A 17050-nucleotide genomic window follows, 5' to 3' on the forward strand; every position below is an offset into this window, starting at 1 on the left:
TGGCTTAGCTGTCCCGGGCAATAACGAAGCGCGCGGCGTCCTTCAAGGTTTCCGCAGGTGCCCCATAACCTTCAAGCGCGTCGCAGGCCCGATCCACCAGCTCGGCCGCCCGGCTCTTGGCGGTGTCCAGACCCAGCAGCGACACAAAGGTTGCCTTGCCTGCGTCTGCATCCTTTTGAAGACGTTTTCCGGCGATCGCCGCGTCCCCTTCAATATCCAAGATGTCGTCAGCGATCTGAAAAGCAAGCCCAAGATCCCGCGCGTATCGGCGCAGGGGGTCGGGATCCTCGCCAGCCAAACGCGCACCGGCGCAGGCTGACCATTCGATCAATGCACCGGTCTTGCCAGCCTGAAGCCGCGTAATCTGGTCCAGTGACAAAGGCGATTTTGCGGTTTCCGCAGCAATATCCAGCGCCTGACCCAGCACCATGCCTTGCGCACCGCTTGCTTTGGCCAGTGTTAGCGCCAGTTCCGCACGTATCTCGGCCGATCCGACCTCGGGCCGGGTGCACATCTCAAACGCGAGGGTCTGCAACGCATCCCCGGCCAAAACCGCCGTTCCCTGATCCCATTTCACATGGACCGTCGGACGGCCCCGGCGCAGGTCATCGTCATCCATGCATGGCAGATCATCGTGAACCAGCGAATAGGCGTGCAGCGCCTCAATCCCCGTTGCGGGCCAAATGGCCTGCGCCGGGTCCACACCGTGCAGCCTTGCGCTTTCCAGAACCAGAAACCCGCGCAGCCTCTTGCCGCCTTCGGTGGCATAGGCCATCGCACGGGTCACATCCAGATCATCCAACGCGCCCAGAACCAGATCGAACTGCTTCTGAATCCGCGCGGCATCCCGTGCCAGAATGTCCTGAAACATTTACAGACCTTCGACAGGAGACGTCCCGGTTGGCTGACCATCCGCGTCCAGCGTGATCGCGGCCACCTTTTCTTCGGCCCGCTTCAACTCGTCTTCGCAGCGCTTCTTCAAGGCCGCTCCGCGTTCATACAGGGCAATGGACTGATCCAGTGCCACATCCCCACGCTCAAGCTGGCCGACGACGGCCTCAAGCTCTTTCATCGCTTGTTCAAATGTCATCTGATCTACAGGAGTATCGGTCATCGGGCTGCCTTCATCAATTCTTCCACATGGGCGCGTGTGGCCTCGGCCAGTGCGTTCAGATCATACCCGCCTTCCAGAGTCGAGACGATACGACCGTCACATACTTCACCGGCAATCTTGCACAGCTCAGCCGTGATCCACGCGAAATCGCCGGTCGACCAGTTAAGCTCCGCCAGCGGATCGTCCTGATGCGCATCGAAACCCGCCGAGATGATGATCAATTCGGGCTTGAACGCACGCAGCCGCGGGAAGGCTTGGGATTCATAAGCCGTACGCATCTCTGCCCCACCGGATCGGGGCGGCAGCGGAATATTCAGGATCGTATCGTGGGTGCCGGTTTCATCCGGGCGTCCCGTGCCGGGCCACAACGGAATCTGCTGGCTGGTTATGACCAGGGCACGGGTCTCGTCCCACAACAAATCCTGCGTGCCGTTTCCGTGATGTACGTCAAAATCCACCACGGCCACGCGTTTCAACCCGTGGTGATCCAGCGCATGCTTGGCAGCCAGCGCCGCATTGCCGAACAGACAAAACCCCATCGCCGTCTCGGATTCGGCGTGGTGCCCCGGCGGACGGATCGCGCAAAATGCATTCGGAGCGTCACCACTCAAGACCAGGTCGACCGCCCGAACCACAGCGCCCGCAGCGCGATACGCTGCATCCACCGATCCCGGCGACATGAATGTATCGCCGTCAATCTGCCGGTACCCTTCCGTCGGGCGACTGCTGCGAATATTCCGAATATGGCTTTCGGGGTGAATGCGCAGCAGATCATCATCCGCAGCAAGCGGAGCCGTTCTTCGGTCCAGATCCAGCGATTCCAGCGCATGAAGAATATGCTCAAGCCGCGCGACCCGTTCGGGGTGTCCGTCCGGGGTCACATGCTCAAGGCAATCCGCGTGAGTCAACAGAGCAGTCTTCATCAGGATCCGATCTTCATCTGGCTAAAAATATCCTCGCCGAAGGCATAAAATCGCCGCGCAGCGGCATAATCAATCCGGGGCCAACATATATCCCGCCCCGCGGACCGTCTGCAGATAACGGGGTTGCTTGGGGTCCTGTTCGATCTTGCGCCGCAGCCGGGTGATCTGGACATCCACCGCGCGTTCCTGTGCCTGCCCTTTGTCGCGGCCCAGATCCTCGACCAGTTTGGCGCGGCTGATGGGTTCTCCGGGCTGGGCCGAGAAAATCTTCATCAACTGGCTTTCGGTTGCGGTCAGACGCACGGGTTCTTCGCCCTGCCACATCTCGCCCCGTTCCACATCGTACCGGATCGGCCCAAGGATCAGAATCTTGCTTGCCGCTTCCTGTGCAGGTGTTTCGGGCATCCGCCGCAGAATAGCGTTGATGCGCAACAACAGTTCCTTCGGCTCGAACGGCTTGGCCAGATAATCGTCGGCCCCGGCCTCAAGCCCCGCAATGCGGTGTTCGGTTTCACCGCGCGCCGTCAGCAGCAGGATCGGGGTTGCATGTGTCTCGCGCAGCGCCTTGGTCAGGCTGACACCGTCTTCGCCGGGCATCATGACATCCAGAACGATCAGGTCGAAATCCAGACCTGACAATACACGTCGGGCATGGGCTGCGTCCCGCGCGGCGGTGACAAGAAAACCGTTCCGCATCAGAAACTTCTTGAGCAGATCACGGATGCGCTCGTCGTCGTCAACTATCAGCAGATGGGCGTCCATGTCGCTCATGAGGTGGTATCCCGCAGTTTCTTATAGGCATGACGCATATCAGCATCCATCATCGCTTCAAGCACTTTGCGAAAACCCGAGACGGCCTCGGGGCCGGCGTCCTTATAGGCGGCACGCATCCGCACGCGCTGGGCTTCGGACAGTATGGCCTCCAACTCTTCTCCCTTGTCTGTCAGAAATAGGTGTCTTTCGCGTTTGTCCACGGTGCCAACGCGACTTTCCACCAGACCATCGTCTATCAGGGTGCGTAGAACGCGGTTCAAGGACTGTTTGGTGACACCCAGAATCGCCAGCAAGTTGTTCACGGTTGTTCCCGGCGCTCGGTTGATAAAGTGGATTGCCCTATGGTGCGCCCGGCCATAGGCCAGTTCAGACAGGATGCGGTCCGGGTCCGCCGTGAAACCGCGATAAGCGAAGAACATCGCTTCGATACCCTGCCGCAGTTGCTCATCTGTCAGAAACAACAGGCTTTCACCGCCAAAGACCTGGGCGGGACGGGTGTCGGACATATTTGGCCTCATTGGTTACTTGGTACCGAGTTTATGTCAGCGTTATTGACATTCCAAGAGTGGGCGGGTATCGAATCGCAGTTTTTGCGCAACATTATGTCCGGTTCGGACTTAATTGGCGCAATAATCATAAATCAAGCCCGGATCAGGAGGTTGCGCATGGCGGGGTATGACGATCGTGACGGTGTCATCTGGTTGGATGGTGAGCTGGTGCCATGGCGCGACGCCAAGGTGCACATTCTGACGCACGCAATGCACTATGCTTCGTCTGTATTCGAGGGCGAGCGTGCCTATAACGGCAAGATTTTCAAAAGCCGTGAGCATTCCGAGCGTCTGATCGCTTCGGCCGAGGCGCTGGACATCCCGATGCCCTATTCGGTGGATCAGATCGAAGCCGCCAAGCAAGAGGCGTTGAAGGCCAGCGGATTGCAGGACGCCTATATCCGGGCGCTTGTTTGGCGCGGGTCGGGCGATGACATGGGCGTGGCATCGGCCAAGAACCCGGTGCGCATGGCTGTCGCCGTTTGGCCGTGGGGCGCTTATTACGGCGACGCCAAGATGCAGGGCGCCAAGCTGGACATTGCGGAATGGAAACGCCCCAGCCCCGAAACCATCCCGGTTCACGCCAAGGCTGCGGGTCTGTACATGATCTGCACCATCTCCAAGCATAAGGCCGAGTCCAAGGGCTGTTCGGATGCTTTGTTCATGGACTACCGGGGTTATGTCGCCGAAGCGACCGGTGCCAACGTGTTCTTTGTCAAAGATGGCGAGGTCCACACGCCGCTGGCCGATTGCTTCCTGAACGGCATTACGCGTCAGACCGTGATCCAGATGCTGAAAGACAAAGGCATCACCGTTCACGAACGCCACATCATGCCTGAAGAAATGGCTGATTTTGAGCAATGCTGGCTGACAGGCACGGCAGCCGAGGTTACCCCGGTGGGTCAGATCGGCGACTACACCTTTGAGGTTGGCGATATCACGCGCGAGATCGCGCAGGACTATGAGGCGCTTGTTCGCGCTTGATCAAAGTTGGACTATTGAAGAACCCCCGCATTTTGCGGGGGTTTTTCTATGGCTAGGACGAGGAGGCCTTGGCGATAGAATCCGGCGGCCCGCCAACTGCCCGGTAGCAGAACGCCAGCCGATCCGAATGATAGGCTCGGGCCGGTGGTCAGGGCGTAAAATAGAGTCTAAACCTCAGAAATCCACACCGCGCTGAGCTTTGATTCCGGCTTGAAACGGGTGTTTCTCCTCGGTCATTTCCGTCACCAAATCGGCATAGTCGCGTAGCGCCTGCGGCGCGTCCCGGCCTGTTAGAAACACGCTGGTTTTGTCTGACCGACCGTTCAGCCCATCAATCACCTGCTCGACCGAAAGGTATTCATAGCGCAGGGCGATGTTGATTTCGTCCAGAACCACAAGATCGTAGTCGCCGCTGGCCATCAGCGCCCGCGCCTTGTCAAAGGCGGCATTGGCGGCGGCGATGTCGCGCTCGCGATCCTGGGTGTCCCAGGTGAAGCCTTCTCCCATCGTGTGCCAGGTCACCAGATCCCGCTCCTCGAAGAAGCGTCTCTCGCCGGTTTTCCACTTGCCCTTGATGAACTGGACCACGGCAACCTTCTGACCCCAACCCAGAGCGCGGATGACCACGCCCAACGCCGCCGACGACTTGCCTTTGCCCTTGCCGGTGTTGATCAGCACCAACCCGCGTTCGGGATCGACGGCCTCGGATACTTTTTTGCGGTGCTGGGCCTGCACCTTTTGCATCTTTTCCTTGTGGTCTTTTGCGTCGCTCATCTTGGGAACCTTTTTGATTTTGGACCCAAACTAGGTGAAGTTCTCAAAAGGTAAAGATCAGGCTTTGGGGTCCGTTGCCTGACGCGCCTTGCCTCGGTCCAATCCCAGTTGCCGCTCGCGCAGAATGACCAGCACATTTCCGGCGATGACCAAAGCGGCCCCACCCAACATGACCAGTGTCGGCAATTCGTCGAACCAGACATATCCGATGACAATGGCGAACAACATGGTGGTGTAGTCATAGGGTGCGAGCATCGAGGCTTGTCCGAACCGATATGAAGATGTCACCAGAATTTGTGCGACACCCCCGATCAAACCCATAACGACCAGTATTAGGGTCTGTTCCAAGGTTGGCATTGCCCATCCCCAAAGGGCGGTCAACGCCGAGAGCAGCGTCGCCGTGATCGAAAAGTAGAAAACAACCGCAGCGGGGTGATCGACCTGAACCAGTTGTCGGATGTGGATTTGCACAAAGGCCCGCGCCATCGTTGCGGCCAGCACGCACAGCGCACCGATTGTCGCGGCCGTATCCATGTTGTTGCCGCCCAGACGTGGCCAGATCATGATCAAAACGCCCAACAGCCCAATAGCCACCGCACCAATGCGGATCATGCGAATGCGTTCCCCCAGCATGATCGCCGCCAGAATCAGGGTGAAGATCGGCGTGGCGTAGCCAATGGCCGTGACTTCTGGCAAAGGCAGCAGGCTGAGGCCGGTAAAAGTCAGGCCCATGGCGCTGGTACCCAACACTCCGCGCCAAAAATGGCCCATTGGCTTTTTGACCACTAAGCCCTGCGAAAGCTCCCCGCGCCAGGCCAGCCAGCCGATGATGACAGGCACGGCAAAGAGCGAGCGAAAGAACACCATTTCACCCGGAGGAAAGTCATCGGACAGAGCTTTGACCAGCGCTTGCATCACCATGAACAAAAAAAGGGCGCTAAGTTTCAGCGCCACGGCCAACATTGGCCTATGTGATGTGAGGGGTTTCGCCATTGGCGCGACCCTGCGCTTTTGAGGCGCAAATATCAACGCGAAGGGCTGAGTTTTAACCAGTCTTCGGGCAGTGAACTACCGATTTCCTCGGCGAAGTCTTCCAGAAACCCGATCATTCGGTGCGTTCTTTCCTTGGCAAGAGCCTTGCCGCCGTCTGTCAGCATGTCCTGAGACAAAGCCAGAAGTTTCACTTTCCAATGGTCAATCGAAAACTCCAGATCGTCCAATGGCCGGTTCTCCGCAAACGGGTCAGCGGGATCATAGAGAACCCGGCCAAGCGCACCGGACACCGAGAATGTGCGCGCTATGCCGATCGCGCCCAACGCGTCCAACCTGTCAGCATCGCGCAGACTCTTTGCTTCGAGTGTTTCTGGGGGGATTCCGGCTGAAAAACTATGTGCGGCGATGGCGTGTTGCGTTGCTTGGATTTCGCGCTGGGAATAGCCCAAACCCTCTAGAATAGACTCTGATTCCTTGGCTGACAGGCGAGAGGCCAAGTGACGGTCCGGGTCGTTTTTTGGCAAATTGACAAGGTCATGCAGGTAACTTGCGGCCAAAAGCACCCGCAGGTCGGTCGTGTCGCTTGCGATTGCCCTGGCATTCACCCAGACGCGATCCAGATGCGCCAGATCGTGCGCCGGGTCTGTCTCCATCCGTTGCGCAACAACGCTGCGCAATCGGCTGCGTAGATCAGCCGATGCTTCCACGGTTTTCTCCGATCTGACCGCGATGCAGCAGAAGATGGTCAAGGATCACGCAGGCCATCATTGCCTCACCCACCGGCACCGCGCGGATGCCGACGCAGGGGTCGTGGCGGCCCTTGGTGATGATCTCGGTCTCTTCACCCGATTTGGTGATCGTTTTGCGCGTGGTCAGGATCGACGAGGTCGGTTTGACGGCAAACCGCACCACGATGTCCTGCCCGGTCGAGATGCCGCCCAGAATACCGCCCGCGTGGTTGGAACTGTATTGCGGGCCGTTCTGACCCATGAATATCTCATCAGCGTTGGCCTCGCCGGTCAGTTCGGCGGCGGCCATGCCCTCGCCAATCTCAACGCCTTTTACGGCGTTGATCGACATCATCGCGGCGGCCAGATCAGTGTCTAACTTGGCATAAACCGGAGCACCAATCCCGGCGGGGACGCCGCGGGCCACGACCTCGACCACGGCACCGACCGAGTTGCCGGACTTGCGCAGGTCGTCCAGATAGGCGGCCCAGTCATCAGCGGCCTGCGCGTCAGGTGTCCAAAACGGGTTTTGTTCGATCTGCGACCAGTCAAACTTGGCGCGGTCGATCTTGTGAGGGCCGATCTGAGTCATATAGCCGGTGATCTGCACATTGGGGGCGATTTGTTTGATCGCCTCGCGTGCGAGACCTCCGGCAGCAACGCGCGACGCGGTTTCACGTGCGGAACTGCGCCCGCCGCCGCGATAATCGCGGATGCCATATTTCTGCCAATAGGTGATATCGGCGTGACCCGGACGGAACTTGTCCATGATATCGCCGTAGTCCTTGGAGCGTTGATCGGTGTTCTCGATCATAAGCTGCACGGGGGTCCCTGTGGTCTGGCCCTCGAATACGCCTGACAGGATTTTCACCTGATCGGGCTCGCGCCGCTGGGTGGTGAATTTGTTCTGACCCGGTTTGCGCTTGTCCAGCCAGTGCTGGATCATAGCCTCGTCGATGGTGACACCCGGAGGGCAACCATCCACCGTGGCGCCCAAGGCGGGGCCGTGGCTTTCACCCCAAGTGGTGACGCGGAAGAGGTGTCCAAAGCTGTTCATCGACATGGGGCGTGCTCCTTTGAGGGTTGTGATTAGCGGGGAGAGCCTTGGGCCTCAAGCGGATTTGCGTCTGAGGGGTGGGGAGGGGGCGCTGCCCCCATCGCGGCAAGCCGCGATTCCCCCGAAGTATTTTTGAACAGAAGAAGGGTCAGGCCGGCTCCAGGAGTGCGGCGCGGGTTTCGGTGATTTTGAGCGCGGCTTGCGCGGCTTCGCGGCCCTTTTCCACGAAATGCACGCGGTAGATGGCGTTGTGGTGGTCGGTTTCCTGATATTGGTGGGGTGTCAGCGAGACGGACAGGACGGGAACGCCCGTGTCCATTCCGGCGCGCATCAGGCCGTCAACCACGGCTTGGGCCACGAAATCGTGCCGGTAGATGCCGCCATCCACCACGAAAGCGGCACAGGCAACCGCGGCATATTTGCCGGTTTGGGCCAGATCGCGGGCCAGCAATGGCATCTCGAACGCGCCGGGCACGTCGAAAACGTCAATCTGATCGGCGGGGATAAGCTGCTGAAATCCTTCCAACGCCTGATCGACAATATCGGAATGCCAGTTGGCTTTGACAAAAGCATAGCGGGTGTGTGTCATTATGATCTCCTTTCGCAACAGACACGTCACCCAAGGCGATCACGGGCAGGCGCGCGGCAAGGCCGGCGCACTGCACGTTCTCTTTCATCCGGACTGTAACCGTCGGCTCTGGTCTCTCACCAGATCTGCTTGTCATCCCGGATGGTCCGGGACCGCTCGCGGGCTTACGGGTCATGGCCCGCATACCGCCGGTGGGGAATTTCGCCCCGCCCTGAGAACGAGGCAGACCTTGCCAAGGACCAAGCGAATCTGCAAGGCGTTCCGTTAGGAGACATGTCATGCACCCAAATCCCGCTTTTCGCGCTGAGGACCGCGCCCGCCACATTGCCTTTGCGCGAGACCGCGCCTTTGGGGTTTTGGCGATTTCAGCGGAATCCGCCCCTATGATGAGCCACGTTCCTTTTCTGCTGAGCGAGGACGGATCGGTGGCCGAACTGCACCTGGTGCGGTCGAATCCGATTGTCCGTGTGCTGAATACACCCTGTGCTGCCCGGATCGCTGTGTCAGGGCCGGATGGCTATGTGTCGCCGGACTGGTATGGGATCGACGATCAGGTGCCGACTTGGAACTATGTGGCCGTTCATCTGTCGGGCCAGTTGGAGTTGAGACCGCAGGCCGAACTGGGCGACCTGCTTGACCGGCAATCCGCATTTTACGAAGGCCGCTTGCTGCCCAAACCGCCCTGGAGTCCTGCGAAGATGACGCCCGACGCTCTGGAACGGATGAAGCGCATGATCGTGCCCTGCCGGATGCGGGTTGATGATATTCAGGGCACCTGGAAGCTGAACCAGAACAAGCCGGATAGCGCGCGCGCCGCCGCCGCCGAACATATGGAAGCTGACGGCTTTGGCATCGAGGTCCGGGAATTGGCTGCCCTCATGCGGGAAACTTGAAGGCAGCCCAATTCAATGGGTGAAGGTGGCGAGATATGCGGCTATATCCTCGGCGCCTTTTTTCAGTTTGACACTCATGTTCGGTCGTGCGGAGTCGTCGTTCAGATAGTCCTGAATGAATTCAATGGGGTTCTCGGAATAGGCGGTGATGTTTTCTTGCGTCCAGACCAGCCCTTCCTGACCTGCCCGGATCATGTCGTCGGTGAACATCCCGATTGGCAAACGCTCGCTTCCGTTCAGGTAGTCGGGTTCGGACCCAGCGACCCGGCCAACGACGCCGTAAAGATTCGGCCCGGTAATACCGCCTTTGACCAGAACTTCACCGTCTTTGATGATCGCATGACAGGATGAGCAGCGGTTATATAGCTTTTCGCCTTTTTCCGGGTCACCGCTGGCGGTGGCTTGGGAAGAAACGGTCAGTGCGAAGATCACGAGGGGGGCCAAGTGCTTTGACATGGGAAACGTCCTGCTAAGCGAGTATCTTTTGCGGCCTTTCACCCATTCCCGTTTAAAGTGCAATCGAAATTTTCAGTTTTCAGGGTGTGGAAAATATCTATTTTAAATTCAATATTTAAAGGCTCCAACAGCACGTAAAGGTAGAGCGATTGATAGCCATTTCTGGGAGGAAAACCGGCAGTACCAGATTGCCCGATGCACCGGGCTCTGGCGGCGCGGTCGGTCGCGTGGTGTTGCGGGGTACGAATCACGCTGTAGGGAACATCGGAATTTGTCTGCAAAACCAGCCTATATCTTGAAAAATTGTCGTTACGTTGTGACATGAATGCCCAGATGCGGCGTAGTGCGCGCCTATGACCGCTGGACGAACCGATTTCTCCCGGATAGATAGCCGCGATGAGACGCCGCTTTGATGCGGTGCTGATGCATGTTTGCCCGCAACCGCGGGCGCCGGAATCGGAGAAAACCTCGTGTCCCACGCAGAAGACCACGAAGGCACCCGCAGAGATTTCCTCTACTACGTCGCTGGCGGCGCAGGTGTCGTTGCGACGGGTGCAGCCGTATGGCCCCTGATCAACCAAATGAACCCCTCGGCAGACGTTCAGGCGCTGTCCTCGATCCGCGTGGATGTAAGCGGAGTTGAGCCGGGTACGCAGCTAACGGTGAAGTGGCTGGGTAAACCCGTATTCATCCGTCACCGCACCGGTGCCGAGATTCAGGAAGCCAAGGAACAGGACGCAGAAGGCGTTGGCGCCCTGCCTGATCCGCTGGCGCGCAACTTTAATATTGCAGCAGATGCACCCGCGACCGACGAAAACCGCGTGATGCCGTCGCCCGAAGGTGAGGCACCCGGCGCGTGGCTGGTTCAGATGGGCGTGTGTACGCACCTGGGTTGTGTGCCTCTGGGCGATGCCGGTGACTTTGGCGGCTGGTTCTGCCCCTGCCACGGCTCACACTATGACCTTGCCGGTCGTATCCGCAAGGGTCCCGCGCCTGAAAACCTGCCTGTTCCGCCTGCGGAATGGACAGACAACAGCACCATCAAACTCGGCTAAGGGAGACCCAGATGTCCGGAATTCCCCACGATCATTACGAGCCGAAGACAAACGGCGAGAAGTGGCTGAACAGCCGCCTGCCCATCGTCGGCCTGATTTACGACACCATCATGATCCCCACCCCCAAGAACCTGAACTGGTGGTGGATCTGGGGCATCGTCTTGGCGTTCTGCCTGGCGCTGCAAATCGTCACCGGTATCGTTCTGGTGATGCACTATACCCCGCATGTTGATCTGGCCTTTGCCAGCATTGAACACATCATGCGCAACGTGAATGGCGGCTATATGCTGCGTTATCTGCACATGAACGGCGCGTCGCTGTTCTTTGTTGCGGTTTACATCCACATCTTCCGTGGCCTGTTCTACGGCTCGTACAAAGCCCCGCGTGAGATCACGTGGATCATCGGGATGCTGATCTACCTGATGATGATGGGCACCGCGTTCATGGGCTATGTTCTGCCTTGGGGTCAGATGTCCTTCTGGGGCGCGACCGTGATCACCGGTCTGTTTGGTGCGATCCCGTTTGTGGGTGATGCAATCCAGACCTGGCTGCTGGGCGGACCCGCCGTGGATAACGCCACGCTGAACCGCTTCTTCTCGCTGCACTACCTGCTGCCGTTCGTGATTGCGGCGCTGGTGATCGTGCATATCTGGGCTTTCCACACCACTGGCAACAACAACCCCACGGGTGTTGAAGTGCGCCGCGGGTCAAAAGCCGAGGCCGAGAAAGATACGCTTCCGTTCTGGCCGTACTTCGTGATCAAGGACTTGTTCGCGCTGGCTGTCATTCTGGTCGTGTTCTGGGCGGTTGTAGGCTTTATGCCGAACTATCTGGGCCACCCCGACAACTATATCGAGGCCAACCCGCTGGTCACGCCTGCTCACATCGTGCCTGAATGGTACTTCCTGCCGTTCTACGCGATCCTGCGTGCCTTCACCGGCGAGGTCTGGGTCGTGCAATTCGCCAGCTTCATCACTGGTGGCATCATCGACGCCAAGTTCTTTGGTGTTCTGGCGATGTTCGGTGCGATCCTGGCGATGGCGCTGGCCCCGTGGCTGGACACGTCGACCGTGCGTTCGGGCAAATACCGTCCGATGTTCAAATGGTGGTTCTACCTGCTGATCATCGACTTCTTTGCCCTGATGTGGCTGGGTGCGATGCCCGCCGAGGAGCCCTATGCGACCTTCTCGCTGATCGCGTCCGCCTACTGGTTCGCCTATTTCTTCGTGATCCTGCCGATCCTGGGTGTCATTGAAAAACCCGATGCCCAGCCGGAGACGATCGAAGAAGACTTCAACGCGCATTATGGCAAGGCTGACGCCGACGCCACGCCGGCCGAGTAAGAAGAGGGACCGGAAACATGTTCAAGAAACTTGCAATCGGTGCCGCGTTTGCTTTGGCTCTTACCCCTGCTGCGTCATACGCGGCAGGCGGCGGCGAGCAGCATATCGAGGATTTCCACTTCTCGTTTGAAGGTCCGTTCGGCACCTGGGACAAGAACCAGCTGCAGCGCGGTCTTCAGATCTACACCGAGGTCTGCGCGGCTTGCCACGGTCTGAAATATGTACCTCTGCGTGATCTCGAAGCGCTGGGATATTCGGAAGACGAAGTGATCGCGTATTCTGCGTCCAACTTTGAAGTGTTCGATCCTGAGCTGGATGATTTTCGCCCGGCGATCCCGACCGACCACTTCCCGGAGAACAACGGTGTTGGCGCGCCTGACCTGAGCCTGATGGCAAAGGCACGCGCCGGGTTCCACGGCCCTTATGGTCTGGGCATCAACCAGCTGTTCAAAGGCATGGGCGGTGCGGAATACATCGCCTCTTTGCTGGATGGTTATACCGGTGAGGAAAAGGAAGAGGCTGGTACAGTCCTTTATGAGAACAAAGCCTTCCCGGGTGGATGGATCTCGATGGCACCGCCGCTTGCCGAGGATCAGGTGGAGTTTGCCGATGGTCACCCGGCCACGGTTGAAGCCATGTCGGAAGATATTGCTGCCTTCCTGATGTGGACGGCTGAGCCGAAAATGATGGAGCGCAAATATTCCGGCTTTGTCGGCGTGTTGTTCCTGTCAGTTCTGTCGGTGCTTCTGTATCTGGTCAACAAGCGCTTGTGGGCCGGTGTGAAAGGTAAGAAGACCGTCTAAGGTTTTCGACAGCTAAAAATTTGAACCCCCGCGCCATCCGGTAGCGGGGGTTTTTGTTGAGGGCGCGGTGAAGGGGCCAGCCCCTTCTTGGCCTGCGGCCAATTCATCCCCGGGATATTTTTGGCCAGATGAAGCGCGGATCAGGCTTTGAGTTGGCTGTCGGTGTGATCCGTGATCGTGGCGGTGACGATCTGGCCTTCGGGTTGGGGGGTGGTGAAGGTGACTTCGGTGAACTGTTCCGTGCGGCCCATGGTTGGGTTTTCCATCAGGATGTGATGGGATTTGCCCAATTGGGCAGCCAAATGTTTGGCGACCTGAACGTCTCCGGCGGCGCGTAGGCGGGCGGCGCGGGCTTTGATGATGTTGCCGTTGATTTGTTGCGGAATGCGGGCTGCGGGAGTGCCTTCGCGTTTGGAGTAAGGAAAGACGTGCAGCCAGGTCAAGTCGCAATCCGTGACCAGTTTCAGCGAGTTTTCAAAATGGGCGTCAGATTCGGTGGGGAAACCTGCGATAATGTCTGCCCCAAAGGTCATGTCGGGGCGCAGCTTGCGGGCCTCTTCGGTGAAACGGATGGCGTCGTCGCGCAGGTGGCGGCGTTTCATGCGTTTCAGGATCAGGTCGTCGCCATGTTGCAACGACAGGTGCAGGTGCGGCATCAGGCGTGGCTCGGTCGCGATGGCCTGCATCAGGTTCTCGTCCACCTCGATCGAGTCAATCGAGCTGATCCGCAGGCGCGGTAGGTCTGGCACCAGTTTCAGGATACGCATCACCAGATCGCCCAGCTTGGGCTGTGCTGGCAGGTCGGCGCCCCATGAGGTGAGGTCTACGCCGGTCAGCACCACCTCATTGTAGCCCCGGTCCACTAGCCGCTTGATCTGGTCCACCACCACGCCCGCAGGGACGCTGCGCGAGTTGCCGCGGCCGTAGGGAATGATGCAGAACGTGCAGCGGTGATCGCAGCCGTTCTGAACCTGCACATAGGCGCGCGACCGGGTGCCGAAGCCGTCGATCAGATGTCCAGCGGTTTCGGTCACGGACATGATGTCATCGACCTGCACCGCTTCGGTCTGGCCGATGAAGTCGGCGGCCATGCCTTTCCAGGTGTCGGGCTGCATTTTCTCGGTGTTGCCGATGACCGCGTCGACCTCGTCCATCCGGGCGAAGGTTTCGGGTTCGGTCTGAGCGGCGCAGCCGGTCACGATCAACCGCGCATCGGGGTTTTCCCGGCGCAGCTTGCGGATTTCCTGACGGGCCTTGCGAACGGCCTCGGCGGTTACGGCGCAGGTATTCACCACGACGGCATTGCTTAGCCCTGCCTGCTGCGACAGTTCCTTCATCGCCTCGGTCTCATAGGCGTTCAGGCGACAGCCCAAGGTGGTGAATTTGGGCGCGCTCATCCAAGCGTCCTTAGGAACTCGGGCGTCAGGGTGCCCGAGAATACGTGGCAGGTCGGACCGGTCATCCAGACGCCATCGTCGCGCCAGTCGATCCAGATCGTACCGCCATCGAGTTCAATCTGAACTTTGCGCCCCGTCAGGCCGCGCCGTACGGCGGCCACCGCCGTGGCGCAGGACGACGAGCCTGAGGCCAGAGTGATGCCCACGCCCCGCTCCCAAACTCGCATACGGATGCGATCTGTACCGATCACCTGTGCCACCTGCACATTGGTGCGTTCGGGGTAGAGCGGGTGATATTCGTAGCGCGCGCCGAATTCGGTCAGAGGGATGGCTTCGGCGTCCTCGACAAAGAATGTGCAGTGCGGATTGCCCATGCCCGTGGCCGTTGGCCCGCCTTCGATTGGCAGTTCCAGCGTGTCGACATCCTCGGCCAATGGTATGTCGCGCCAATCGGTTTGAGGATGTCCCATATTGACCGACGTCAGGCCGTCGCCGGCATCTTGCGCATAGAGCGTCCCACGCTCGGTTGTCAGGGTCAGGGCGGATTTTCCGGTTTCCTGCATCAGAAACCGCGCAATGCAGCGCGTGGCATTGCCGCAAGCCGCCGAGGTCGACCCATCCGCATTGTAGAACACCAGATGCGCGTCCGATTCGCCGTTTTCGATGACGGCCAATTGATCAAACCCGACACCAAACTGACGGTGGCCGATTCCTTTTGCCAGTGAGGGGGAAATTTCGGCGGAATGCGTGCGTGCGTCCACAATGACAAAGTCATTGCCCAGCCCGTGCATTTTCATGAAGGGCAATCCGGTGTGCAGATTCTGTTGCATGGCGGGCATATAACGCTGCGCAGGACGGGAATCCACCCTGCGGTTCAGATTCCTCAAAAAAGGGGTTGACCGCCCCGCGCCACCTGCCTAAGTAGGCCGCCTATCGGGACGCCGAAACGCAAGAAATTGCTGGCGAAACGAGGTGCAAAAAAGGTCTTGAACCCGGTTGGGGAAATGCCTTAGAGAGCGCCACGGATCGAAAAGATCCAAACAAAAGAGTGGGCCGTTAGCTCAGTTGGTAGAGCAACTGACTTTTAATCAGTGGGTCGCAGGTTCGAATCCTGCACGGCTCACCACTTTTTTACATGAAAGAACATGTTTAACTAAGATCAAGTAGGCCGTACTACGCGATTTGCGGGCTGCTGGAATCAATACTGAAGCGCTGCAGCATAGACTGATGTGCGCCTAATGGATCGCTATAACGCTGAAGGTTCTGGTCGAGATACATTCTGAGTATAGCCGCTGGCCCTCGCTACTCGATCCTCGGTAAGACTCGCTGCGCAACTTTGGGTGCAGAGTGACAGATTGGTTGAAATCGGCCAGTGCTGCGTCAACTGATGAAAAAGCCTATCACATTACCGTCGAGTTGCCGGGCGTGTTTGAGGAAGACGTCTGGTATTCGGTCAACAATGGATACCTGATCGTGCACTGCGAAATAGAAACCGAAAGCGGAAAAAAGGGCGGTACCTGGTACTTGAACGGGAAGGAGCGAGGCTTTGAAGGAACCTTCCGATCGACCGAAGATGCCGACGGTGCGAAAAAAAAGCGCACCTATGAAAGATGGTGTACATCACCGTCTAGAAGAGCTGTTCAAAGAGAGCGTATTCTGTCATTTATGTCGAAACAAAGGGGCGAATTTAAACGGGCCTAAATGATAGTATCTCATTCGTTTCGTTTCTGTTTCATCAAAACTAGGAAAACCGCAGGTACTTCAATCGAAGTTGCTCTGGCACCGCTTTTAGGGCGGAATGACTGGTTGTCTCCGTTAAAAGAGCATGACAAGCGGGCGAACCGCTTGGCGCGTTCTTTTGTACGGCAGTTACGAACGCGCATAGAAGATGTCCGTCCGCGAAATCCACACTTACCTGTTTCGACTATCGACACATACTTCTCTGATGACACGCAAGGGTATTTCAGATTTTGCGTTGAACGAAACCCATGGGACAAAGCCGTGTCAGCTTTTTTTTGGCTCACGAAACGGCGCGGTACATTTCCCGGTAAAACCGTTGAGGAACAGTTTTTCAATTTTGTGACTGGCCCGCGTTTGGGACACTTCAGTGACTTTGGCCTTTACTCGGCAAATGGGCAAATCGCAGTCGACATCGTGCTGGAATATTCTCAACTGCGCGAGCAACTCTTTGAACTTGCCGCAGCCAATAGGATTCCGTTTTTCGATACTGGAAATACCCGTATGAAGTCGGAGCAGCGACCCGGAAGAACCAGCGACCTGACCAAGTTCTACGGCAAAGATTTTAGCAATGAGGCAAGTGATATCATCAGACGTGTGTTCCATCGTGAAATCGAACATTTTGGCTATGAGCCGACATATCTTCTGCCCTAGTCTGCATATTGGCAAAGAATGACCTATACGAACGCTGAAGCAGCTTCACTTTGTTGCAAAAAATACCGTCTAGCCGCGTAACCGCGTTGCAAACCAAGCCCGTGGCGATGATTGATTTGGCAGCCATGAGCGCCGCCTCGAAATCTCGATGAGAAGATTTGGGACTTTTTGAGCATTAGATAACCCCAGGAATTGTACGAATTCTCCCACGGAGCTAAGACGTTTCAC

21 protein-coding genes, 1 tRNA gene and 1 riboswitch are annotated in these 17050 nt (G+C 57.9%); of the genes, 8 read left to right on the forward strand and 14 right to left on the reverse strand.

All coding sequences use genetic code 11. From position 1 onward, the window contains the following. Positions 1 to 4 precede the first annotated feature (4 nt). From ACR0LH_RS10355 to ACR0LH_RS10375, 5 genes are all read right to left on the reverse strand, one after another. A complete protein-coding gene (locus ACR0LH_RS10355) occupies positions 5 to 871 on the reverse strand; it encodes a polyprenyl synthetase family protein (protein ID WP_480720860.1) in 867 nt (288 codons plus the stop codon). Continuing rightward, positions 872 to 1114, reverse strand: coding sequence for an exodeoxyribonuclease VII small subunit (locus ACR0LH_RS10360; RefSeq protein ID WP_170387976.1), 243 nt, complete (start codon positions 1112 to 1114; stop codon positions 872 to 874). Then, positions 1111 to 2037, reverse strand: a complete 927-nt coding sequence (locus ACR0LH_RS10365; RefSeq protein ID WP_480720862.1) for a histone deacetylase family protein — start codon at positions 2035 to 2037, stop codon at positions 1111 to 1113. Before ACR0LH_RS10365 ends, ACR0LH_RS10360 begins: the two co-directional genes overlap by 4 nt. 69 nt (positions 2038 to 2106) lie before the next feature. Continuing rightward, positions 2107 to 2808, reverse strand: a complete 702-nt coding sequence (locus ACR0LH_RS10370) for a response regulator (protein ID WP_170387972.1) — start codon at positions 2806 to 2808, stop codon at positions 2107 to 2109. After that, the gene (locus ACR0LH_RS10375) at positions 2805 to 3317 is read right to left on the reverse strand and encodes a MarR family transcriptional regulator (protein ID WP_170387970.1); all 513 of its coding nucleotides are present in this window, start codon (positions 3315 to 3317) and stop codon (positions 2805 to 2807) included. The genes ACR0LH_RS10370 and ACR0LH_RS10375 overlap by 4 nt, the downstream gene beginning before the upstream one ends. Before the next feature lie 159 nt (positions 3318 to 3476). On the opposite strand from ACR0LH_RS10375, the gene ACR0LH_RS10380 reads away from it, so the two are divergent. Further along, a complete protein-coding gene (locus ACR0LH_RS10380; protein WP_480720863.1) occupies positions 3477 to 4343 on the forward strand; it encodes a branched-chain amino acid aminotransferase in 867 nt (288 codons plus the stop codon). Positions 4344 to 4517: 174 nt separating this feature from the next. Here the strand turns inward: ACR0LH_RS10380 and cobO are convergent, their stop codons facing one another. The 5 genes from cobO to ACR0LH_RS10405 all read right to left on the reverse strand — a co-directional run bounded on the left by cobO (position 4518) and on the right by ACR0LH_RS10405 (position 8484). Next, positions 4518 to 5117: a cob(I)yrinic acid a,c-diamide adenosyltransferase gene (gene cobO, locus ACR0LH_RS10385; RefSeq protein ID WP_480720865.1), complete on the reverse strand. Its 600-nt coding sequence runs from the start codon at positions 5115 to 5117 to the stop codon at positions 4518 to 4520. 57 nt (positions 5118 to 5174) lie between these two features. Next, complete coding sequence (locus tag ACR0LH_RS10390; RefSeq protein WP_170777279.1) at positions 5175 to 6110, reverse strand: DMT family transporter; 936 nt, start codon at positions 6108 to 6110, stop codon at positions 5175 to 5177. Between the two features lie 32 nt (positions 6111 to 6142). Beyond that, positions 6143 to 6817, reverse strand: a complete 675-nt coding sequence (locus ACR0LH_RS10395; protein ID WP_480720866.1) for an HD domain-containing protein — start codon at positions 6815 to 6817, stop codon at positions 6143 to 6145. Continuing rightward, on the reverse strand, positions 6801 to 7901 hold the full coding sequence (aroC, locus tag ACR0LH_RS10400) for a chorismate synthase (protein WP_480720867.1): 1101 nt from the start codon (positions 7899 to 7901) through the stop codon (positions 6801 to 6803). Before aroC ends, ACR0LH_RS10395 begins: the two co-directional genes overlap by 17 nt. A gap of 142 nt (positions 7902 to 8043) precedes the next feature. Then, positions 8044 to 8484, reverse strand: coding sequence for a 6,7-dimethyl-8-ribityllumazine synthase (locus tag ACR0LH_RS10405; protein ID WP_480720869.1), 441 nt, complete (start codon positions 8482 to 8484; stop codon positions 8044 to 8046). 72 nt (positions 8485 to 8556) lie between these two features. Continuing rightward, positions 8557 to 8707: riboswitch (FMN riboswitch) on the reverse strand. 55 nt (positions 8708 to 8762) lie between these two features. Between ACR0LH_RS10405 and ACR0LH_RS10410 the strand changes: the two genes are divergently transcribed. Further along, on the forward strand, positions 8763 to 9377 hold the full coding sequence (locus ACR0LH_RS10410) for an FMN-binding negative transcriptional regulator (RefSeq protein WP_480720870.1): 615 nt from the start codon (positions 8763 to 8765) through the stop codon (positions 9375 to 9377). 12 nt (positions 9378 to 9389) lie between these two features. Here ACR0LH_RS10410 and ACR0LH_RS10415 read toward each other — a convergent pair whose 3' ends face one another. Together ACR0LH_RS10415 and ACR0LH_RS10420 are read right to left on the reverse strand one after the other, a co-directional pair. Continuing rightward, positions 9390 to 9833, reverse strand: coding sequence for a c-type cytochrome (locus ACR0LH_RS10415; protein WP_480720872.1), 444 nt, complete (start codon positions 9831 to 9833; stop codon positions 9390 to 9392). A gap of 38 nt (positions 9834 to 9871) precedes the next feature. Then, on the reverse strand, positions 9872 to 10156 hold the full coding sequence (locus tag ACR0LH_RS10420; RefSeq protein WP_480720873.1) for a hypothetical protein: 285 nt from the start codon (positions 10154 to 10156) through the stop codon (positions 9872 to 9874). A gap of 147 nt (positions 10157 to 10303) precedes the next feature. Between ACR0LH_RS10420 and petA the strand changes: the two genes are divergently transcribed. From petA to ACR0LH_RS10435, 3 genes are read left to right on the forward strand one after another with little or no spacing between them, the layout of a single operon-like run. Next, on the forward strand, positions 10304 to 10888 hold the full coding sequence (petA, locus tag ACR0LH_RS10425; RefSeq protein WP_170387950.1) for a ubiquinol-cytochrome c reductase iron-sulfur subunit: 585 nt from the start codon (positions 10304 to 10306) through the stop codon (positions 10886 to 10888). A gap of 11 nt (positions 10889 to 10899) precedes the next feature. Then, positions 10900 to 12231: a cytochrome b gene (petB, locus tag ACR0LH_RS10430; RefSeq protein ID WP_170387948.1), complete on the forward strand. Its 1332-nt coding sequence runs from the start codon at positions 10900 to 10902 to the stop codon at positions 12229 to 12231. Positions 12232 to 12248: 17 nt separating this feature from the next. Continuing rightward, positions 12249 to 13034 (forward strand): cytochrome c1, encoded by a 786-nt coding sequence (locus ACR0LH_RS10435; protein ID WP_170696953.1) that lies wholly within the window; start codon positions 12249 to 12251, stop codon positions 13032 to 13034. A 140-nt stretch (positions 13035 to 13174) separates the two neighbouring features. Here the strand turns inward: ACR0LH_RS10435 and mtaB are convergent, their stop codons facing one another. Both mtaB and dapF read right to left on the reverse strand, forming a co-directional pair. After that, positions 13175 to 14431, reverse strand: coding sequence for a tRNA (N(6)-L-threonylcarbamoyladenosine(37)-C(2))-methylthiotransferase MtaB (gene mtaB / locus ACR0LH_RS10440; protein ID WP_480720875.1), 1257 nt, complete (start codon positions 14429 to 14431; stop codon positions 13175 to 13177). Beyond that, positions 14428 to 15270, reverse strand: coding sequence for a diaminopimelate epimerase (gene dapF / locus ACR0LH_RS10445; protein WP_480720876.1), 843 nt, complete (start codon positions 15268 to 15270; stop codon positions 14428 to 14430). Before dapF ends, mtaB begins: the two co-directional genes overlap by 4 nt. Before the next feature lie 211 nt (positions 15271 to 15481). Between dapF and ACR0LH_RS10450 the strand changes: the two genes are divergently transcribed. The 3 genes from ACR0LH_RS10450 to ACR0LH_RS10460 all read left to right on the forward strand — a co-directional run bounded on the left by ACR0LH_RS10450 (position 15482) and on the right by ACR0LH_RS10460 (position 16822). Beyond that, positions 15482 to 15557 (forward strand) — tRNA-Lys (locus ACR0LH_RS10450). A gap of 221 nt (positions 15558 to 15778) precedes the next feature. Next, entirely contained in the window at positions 15779 to 16132 is a 354-nt protein-coding gene (locus ACR0LH_RS10455; protein ID WP_480720877.1) for an Hsp20/alpha crystallin family protein, read from the forward strand. Beyond that, entirely contained in the window at positions 16133 to 16822 is a 690-nt protein-coding gene (locus ACR0LH_RS10460; protein WP_480720879.1) for a sulfotransferase family 2 domain-containing protein, read from the forward strand. Positions 16823 to 17050: the final 228 nt, after the last annotated feature.

The organism is Ruegeria sp. CL6 (assembly GCF_056536465.1).